The organism is Halobellus captivus, assembly GCF_007655485.1.
Classification (GTDB): domain Archaea; phylum Halobacteriota; class Halobacteria; order Halobacteriales; family Haloferacaceae; genus Haloquadratum; species Haloquadratum captivum.
Map to the genome: position 1 here is coordinate 146,222 of NZ_VJXQ01000002.1, position 7,204 is coordinate 153,425.

At 63.9% G+C, this 7,204-nt stretch carries 4 protein-coding genes and 1 tRNA gene; 2 read left to right on the forward strand and 3 right to left on the reverse strand.

The window, feature by feature from the left end; translation table 11 throughout:
• Positions 1-22: 22 nt before the first annotated feature.
• Both gyrA and gyrB read right to left on the reverse strand, forming a co-directional pair.
• Positions 23-2,716 carry a DNA gyrase subunit A gene (gyrA, locus tag FJT57_RS06050; RefSeq protein WP_144902973.1) on the reverse strand — a complete coding sequence of 898 codons (2,694 nt, stop codon included), beginning with the start codon at positions 2,714-2,716 and terminating at the stop codon, positions 23-25.
• Between the two features lies 1 nt (position 2,717).
• Positions 2,718-4,685, reverse strand: coding sequence for a DNA topoisomerase (ATP-hydrolyzing) subunit B (gene gyrB, locus FJT57_RS06055; RefSeq protein WP_144902975.1), 1,968 nt, complete (start codon positions 4,683-4,685; stop codon positions 2,718-2,720).
• Between the two features lie 310 nt (positions 4,686-4,995).
• Here gyrB and FJT57_RS06060 point away from each other — a divergent pair, with 310 nt between their 5' ends.
• The gene (locus FJT57_RS06060) at positions 4,996-5,346 is read left to right on the forward strand and encodes a ferredoxin (RefSeq protein WP_144902978.1); all 351 of its coding nucleotides are present in this window, start codon (positions 4,996-4,998) and stop codon (positions 5,344-5,346) included.
• 81 nt (positions 5,347-5,427) lie between these two features.
• Here the strand turns inward: FJT57_RS06060 and FJT57_RS06065 are convergent, their stop codons facing one another.
• A complete protein-coding gene (locus FJT57_RS06065) occupies positions 5,428-6,777 on the reverse strand; it encodes an MFS transporter (RefSeq protein WP_144902980.1) in 1,350 nt (449 codons plus the stop codon).
• A gap of 223 nt (positions 6,778-7,000) precedes the next feature.
• Here FJT57_RS06065 and FJT57_RS06070 point away from each other — a divergent pair.
• Positions 7,001-7,085, forward strand: a tRNA-Leu gene (locus FJT57_RS06070).
• Positions 7,086-7,204 lie beyond the last annotated feature (119 nt).

Consider the following 7,204-nt stretch of genomic DNA (forward strand, 5'->3'; position numbering starts at 1 on the left):
ACGTGCCGGTAGGTTTTCCCGCTTACTCGTCGGACGTGGCGTCGTCCGTGGGCGCAGTTTCTGCGTTCGTCTCCCCGTCCGCATCGGAATCTGTATCGACGACGTCCACACCGGAATCCACGTCAGCGTCGTCCACGTCGGTGGCGTCCGCATCGGAACTCGCGTCGGCAGCATCCGCATCGGAACTCACGTCGGCAGCATCCGCATCGGTACCCACGTCGGCGGCGTCCGCCGCGAAGTGGATATCGACGCTCGCGACGCTGTCACCCGCACCGAGATCCATCACGATGACGCCCATCGTGTTTCGACCCACTGTCGAGAGGTCCTCGACGGGGGTTCGGAGGATCTGACCGCCGTGGCTCATCACGAACAGGTGATCGCCGGGACCGACCGTCTCGAGTTCGCAGACGCGCCCGTTGCGGTCGTTCGTCTTGATGTCGATGAGTCCCTTCCCGTTTCGCGACTGTCGGCGGTACCGATCGATGTCGGTGCGCTTGCCGTAGCCGTTCTCGGTGACGGTGAGCACCCACTGGTGGCGGTCGGGGTCGATCGCCGCGAGCGCGGCGACCGCGTCGTCCCCTTCGAGGTTGATCCCGCGCACGCCGCGCGCGGAGCGGCCCATCGCGCGGACTTCGTCCTCGGCGAACCGGATGGCCATCCCGCCGCGACTCGCGAGAATCAGGTCCTGCGTGCCGTCCGTGACCTCCACGTCCGCGAGCGCGTCGTCCTCGTCGAGCTTCGTCGCGATGATCCCCGTCGTGAGGATGTTCTGGAAGTTCTCGACGCTCGTGCGCTTGATGTACCCGTTCCGGGTCGTCATCGTGAGGAACTTCTCCTCGTCGGACTCCATCTCGGCGGTGTTGACGACCGCCGTGATCTCCTCGCCGTCGTCCAGATCGAGCAGGTTCACCGCGGACTTGCCGCGGGCCGTCCGGGACATCTCCGGGACCTGGTAGGTCTTCAGCTGATAGACCTGTCCGTGGTTCGTGAAGTACAGCAAGTAATCGTGCGTGCTCGCGACGTACACCGAGGACACGCGGTCGCCCTCTTTCAGCTCGGTTCCGATGATTCCCTTTCCGCCGCGGTTCTGCGCGCGGAAGCGGTCCAACGGCATCCGCTTGATGTAGTCGTCTTCGGTGACGACGACGACGACGTCCTCCTCTGCGATGAGGTCCTCGTGGGTGACCGTGCCGGTGTCCTCGATGATCGAGGTCCGACGGTCGTCGTCGTACTCGTCTTTGATCTCTAAGAGTTCCTCGCGGACGACGGCGTCGAGTTCGTCGGTGTCCGCCAGAATCGTCTCCAACCGCTCGATACGAGCCGTGACGTCCTCGTACTCCGATTCGATCTCGTCGGCCTCCATCGCGGTCAGCGATCCGAGTTGCATTGCGACGATGTGGTCGGCCTGCGCTTCCGAGAAGTCGAACGTCGGGAGCGCTTCGCCGTCGACCTCGACAACGTGCTCGCCGCGCAGCGCCGCCTTCGCGTCGTCGCGGCTCTCGGAGTTTCGGATGACCTCGACGACGTCGTCGACGTTCTCCAAGGCCGTCAACCGTCCTTCGAGGATGTGCGCGCGGTCCTCTTTCTCACCGAGTTCGTACGCGGAGCGTCGGCGGACCACGTCCCGTCGGTGTTCGAGGTACTCGACGAGCGTCTCCTTCAGCGTGAGGACCTTCGGCTGGCCGTCGACTAAGGCGAGGTTGATGACGCCGAAGGTCGATTCGAGGTGGTGTTCGAGCAGTTGGTTCTTCACCACTTCGGCGTTCGCGCCCCGCTTGAGCTCGACGACGACGCGGATTCCGTCGCGGTCGGACTCGTCGCGCAAGTCGCGGATGCCCTCGAGTTTCCCCTCGTTGACGTTGTCCGCGATCCGCTCGACGAGTCGGGCTTTGTTCTCCTGGAAGGGGAGTTCGGTGATGACGATGCGCTCGTCGTCCTCGACTTCGAACTCCGCGCGGACGCGGATCCGCCCGCGGCCCGTCTTGTACGCCTTGTGGATCGCGTTGCGGCCGACGATGTTCGCGCCGGTCGGGAAGTCCGGTCCCTTCACGTACTCCATCAGGTCTTCGACCGACGCCTCCGAGTCGTCGATGAGATGAACCGTCGCGTCGATCACTTCTCCCAGATTGTGCGGCGGAATGTTCGTCGACATCCCGACAGCGATCCCCGATGAGCCGTTGACTAAGAGGTTGGGCAACGCCGCGGGGAGGACCTCGGGCTCTTCGAGTCGGTCGTCGTAGTTGGCCTGGAAGTCGACCGTGTCCATCTCGATGTCTTCGAGCAACTCCTCGGCGATCGGAGCCATCCGCGCCTCCGTGTAGCGCATCGCGGCCGGTGGGTCGCCGTCGACGGAGCCGAAGTTGCCCTGGCCGTCGACCAGCGGATAGCGCATTGAGAAGTCCTGCGCCATCCGCGCGAGCGTGTCGTAGATCGCGCTGTCGCCGTGGGGGTGGTAATCACCCATCGTCTCGCCGACGATCGAGGAGGACTTCCGGTGTGAGGAGCGTGCGGTGACGCCCGCCTCGTGCATCGCATAGAGGATGCGTCGGTGAACGGGTTTGAGGCCGTCGCGGACGTCCGGGAGGGCCCGACCCGCGATGACCGACATCGCGTAGTCGATGTAGGACTGCTCCATCTCCTGTTCGATACGTGCGGTCTCGACGCTGGCGGCGATTCCAGTTCCGGGGTCGAATTTCTCTGGTGCGTCAGAACTCATCTCAGATATCCACCCATTCTGCCTCGGTCGCTCGGTCCTTGATGAACTGCTTGCGCGGTTCGACGGCGTCGCCCATCAGCACGGAGAACATCTTGTCCGCGGCGGCGGCGTCCTCGACGGTGATCTGCTTCAATACTCTGTTCTCGGGGTTCATCGTGGTGTCCCAGAGCTGATCGGGGTTCATCTCTCCCAGGCCCTTGAACCGCTGGACCTGCGTGGGGTTGCCGTCGCACTTCTCTTCGATGATGCGGTCGCGCTCGGCCTCGGTCATCGCGTCGTACGTATTTCCACGGTATCGGACACGATACAGCGGCGGTTTCGCCGCATAGACGTACCCCGCCTCGACGAGCGGCCGCATATGGCGATAGAGCAGCGTCAAAAGCAGTGTTCGGATGTGCGCTCCGTCCACATCAGCATCTGTCATAAGAATTATACGGTTGTACCGCACGTCGTCGACGTCGAACTCCTCGCCGACGCCCGCGCCGATCGCGGTGATGAGCGCGCGGACCTCGTTGTTTTCGAGCACGCGGTCGAGGCGGTGCTTCTCGACGTTGAGGATCTTCCCTTTGATCGGGAGGATCGCCTGGAACCGTCTGTCGCGGCCCTGTTTGGCGCTCCCTCCGGCACTGTCGCCCTCGACGACGAACAGCTCCGATTCGCTCGGATCGCGGCTCTGACAGTCCGCGAGCTTTCCCGGAAGCGACGTCGACTCCAACGCGGATTTCCGTCGCGTGAGTTCCTCGGCCTGTTTGGCGGCCTTCCGCGCCTTCGCCGCCTCGACGGCCTTCAGCACGATCGCCTGCGCGGTGTCGGGATGCTCTTCGAGATAAGTGCCGAGCTGCTCGTGGGTGATCGACTCGGTGATGCCGCGGACCTCGCTGTTTCCGAGTTTGGTCTTCGTCTGTCCCTCGAACTGCGGGTCGGGGTGTTTCACGGAGATAACCGCGGTGAGCCCTTCGCGCACGTCCTCGCCCTTCAACGAATCGAGGTCGTCGAGCAGGCCGTGCTCGCGGGCGTAGTCGTTGACGACGCGGGTGAGCGCGGTCTTGAACCCCGTGAGGTGCGTGCCGCCCTCGCGCGTGTTGATGTTGTTCGCGAAGGCGTGAATCGAACCCTGGAGCTCCTCGGTCGCCTGTAGCGCCACCTCGATTTCGATGCCGTCGGCGCTGTCGGCGTAGTAGATGACGTCGTCGTGGAGGACGGTCTTCGTCTCGTCCAGATAGCGGACGAACTCGCGGATGCCGCCCTCGTAGAGGAACGTCCGCTCGCGACGCTCCGGCCCGGCCGACGGGTCGTCGGCGTCGCGTGCGCCGCCTTCGACGCTCTCGTCGCCCTCTTCGATCAGGTGGATCTCCACGCCGGAGTTGAGGAAGGCGAGCTCTCTGAGCCGGTTTTCGAGCGTCGAGAACTCGAACTCGCGGGTCTCGAAAATATCGCCGTCGGGCCAAAAGCGGACCGTCGTCCCCGTGTCTTCGCCCGTTTCGAGGTCGCGAACGCGCTCGAAGGCGTTCTCCTGCGGCTCCCCGTGATCGAAGCTGTCGCGCCAGAGCGCGCCGTCGCGCTTGATCTCGACGTCGAGGCGCTCCGAGAGCGCGTTGACGACCGAGACGCCGACGCCGTGGAGGCCTCCCGAGACCTGATAGGACTTGTTGTCGAACTTCCCGCCCGCGTGGAGGACTGTCATAATGACCTCGACGGCGGGGAGATCGTACTGTTCGTGCGTGTCGACCGGAATCCCACGGCCGTTGTCGGAGACGGACACCGAGCCGTCGTCGTGGAGGGTTACTTCGATGCGGTCACAGTGGCCTGCGAGCGCCTCGTCGATCGCGTTGTCGACGACCTCGTAGACGAGATGGTGTAACCCGCGAGAATCCGTCGACCCGATGTACATCGCCGGGCGCTTTCGAACGGCCTCTAAGCCTTCGAGGACCTGAATCTGCCCGGCCCCGTACTCAGTATCGCGTGACATTGATCGTATCTCCGTTTAGCCACCTCGGTTCTTAAACCCTCGCACGCGCGGGCGCGTAACTACGTATGATACGTTCCTGCGGCCTAAAAACCGCTCCTGCGTCTGATCTCCGCTGCGTTCGAATCAGTTCCCGTGCCGATCTTCTCCACGCTTGTGCAGGTCCGTTCGATGCTCGTGGAACGATTCACTCGATGCTCGCAGGGGAATTCACTCGATGCTCGCAGGGGAATTCACTCGACGGCTAGGGAAGGCCCGCTCGTCGTTCCTGCGAACCGACAGCGCAAAGACGCCACACCCGTAACGATCGCGTATGAGCGACGCCGAGGACGACGCGCCTCTGAAGCCCAGCGACGTCGGCGACGAGGCGAACGCCCCGCCGGTCTCCGAGAAGCCCTACAAGATCATCTTCGAGGGGAACAAGTGTATCGGCGCGGGTCGCTGCGCAGAGGTCGCCGCGAACTGGGAGATGGACATCACATCCGGGCTCGCCCGGCCGAAATCGTACTTCATCGCTGCGGACGAACTGGCGGAGAACGTCCGGGCGGCGGAGGTCTGCCCCGCGAAGAAAGATCGCGGTGTCATCCACGTTGTCGACCGCCGGACCGACGAGGAGATCGCGCCCGACCCGCACGGCGACGGAACGCTGAGCGTCGACTGGTAGCCCGCTGTGTAGCGGTCACTTCCGATTCGCCCGGGCTCCGCGTACGCGGGACGTCCAGACCGGGGTGCGGTCCGATCCGGTTCAATCTGACGCCGTCCGTCCCGGATAAAACGTCCCGGTCTCCTTACGCACGCCCAGGAGTAAGACGACACCCGCGAGTAGTGGGATGAGCGCACTCACCGCGTACACCGGTGAAAACCCGACGACCTCGACTGCGGGAAGCGAGATCATCGGACCGAGTCCACCGCCAACGTCGCCCAACACGTTGTTCGTTCCCGATGCTCGGCCCATCCGATCATCGGGCATCAGATCGGCGAGCAGCGCCATCATCGGACCGCTCGTCCCGCCTTGTCCCGCGCCGATACAGAGACAGGCAACGAACAGTCCCGCGATCGACGCCGCGTTCGCCAACAGCAGAAAGCCAACGAAAAAGGAGCCTAAGAAGGCGAGCAAGACTGGGACTCTCGAGACGTGGGTATCCGAGAGACGCCCGCCGACCACCATCGCGACACCGGCGCTAACCACGGTCACGGCCATAAATAACCCCGACATCCCCTGCGCGTTGAGACCGAACGAAGAGAGCGATTTCTCGGCTAAGAGCAACACCAACGTAGAAAACAGGACACCGAAGTACGCGAACATCAGCCCGAAGTTCACGAAACCCACCGTAACCGCGGGAACCGAGGTTTCGATATCCCACGGTTTCACCGCCCGAGACCCGCGTTCGGTGACGTGCGTCTCCGGCACGAGCACGAACGCGACGATACTGGCGATTAGGGCGAACGCGGCCGCGATACCGAACGCCACCGCGTTGCTGGCGAGCGAACTCACGACGCCGCCGAGCACCATTCCCGTCGGGAACCCGAGCAGCATCCCACCGCGGACGATCCCCATATTCAGCCCGCGAGAGCCCCCGTCGGAGACGTCGGCGGCGATTGTGTACGCCGTCGCGAACACCGCCGCGGAGCCGACTCCCCAGAGCACCCGGGCCAACAGGAACCACGATTCCGGGGCGAGAACGACATCGAGGGCAGAAAGCCAGCGTTCGACACCGAACGCTACCGGCCCCCACTCGACGGTCGGAAGCGCGTATGCGACCCACGAGACCGACGCCGGATCGGGAAGGACGAGCGCGACGACGTACCCGAACGTCGCGATGCCCTCGATGAGGAGGCCGTACACGAACGGCTTTCTGACTCCGAACCGATCGACCAGCGCCCCCGCGGGCGCGTTCGCCACTAACCTGACCCAGCGGTTCGCCGACAGAATCAGCCCGACGACGAACGCGGAGATGCCCAGAACGGCCCCGAGGTTCGGGAGGATCGGAAACACGACGCCGCCGCCGAACCCGACGAAGAAGGTGCTGGCGACGACGGCGAGGATGACCGGGGGGATCTCATCGAGCGAAACCGGAAGCGTTCCGACCGTCATCGGTTCAAAACGGCGAACGCTCCAACGGAGATATCGAGCGGGGAGGTGTCACCGCAACGTCGGAGGGGCCGCCTCGATTCGGTTGCGGGGGACGGGTTCGCACAGCCATTGTAGTGGGTACTCTCCGGAGGACAGTAAAACGATACTGATACTCGTTGACGTCCCACCCCCGCGTCTCGCAAAACGAAACCACTAACCGACCGTCCGCGGAACTGACGTGTGCGCGGGGGTGGCTGAGCCAGGCCAAAGGCGGCGGACTTAAGATCCGCTCCCGTAGGGGTTCGTGGGTTCAAATCCCATCCCCCGCACTCGATGTCCGAGCGACAGCGAGGACTCGATAGTTACGATGGGATTTGAATCAGGGAGCAGCTTCGCTGCGACCGTGGTTCAATATTCCATCCCCCGCACTCGATGTCCGAGCGACAGC

Bases quoted from the DNA above. Each gene is read 5' to 3' on its own strand.
- FJT57_RS06065 (WP_144902980.1), bottom strand. From the start codon at position 6,777: ATGACGGTCGGAACGCTTCCGGTTTCGCTCGATGAGATCCCCCCGGTC.
- gyrA (WP_144902973.1), bottom strand. From the start codon at position 2,716: ATGAGTTCTGACGCACCAGAGAAATTCGACCCCGGAACTGGAATCGCC.
- gyrB (WP_144902975.1), bottom strand. From the start codon at position 4,685: ATGTCACGCGATACTGAGTACGGGGCCGGGCAGATTCAGGTCCTCGAA.
- FJT57_RS06060 (WP_144902978.1), top strand. From the start codon at position 4,996: ATGAGCGACGCCGAGGACGACGCGCCTCTGAAGCCCAGCGACGTCGGC.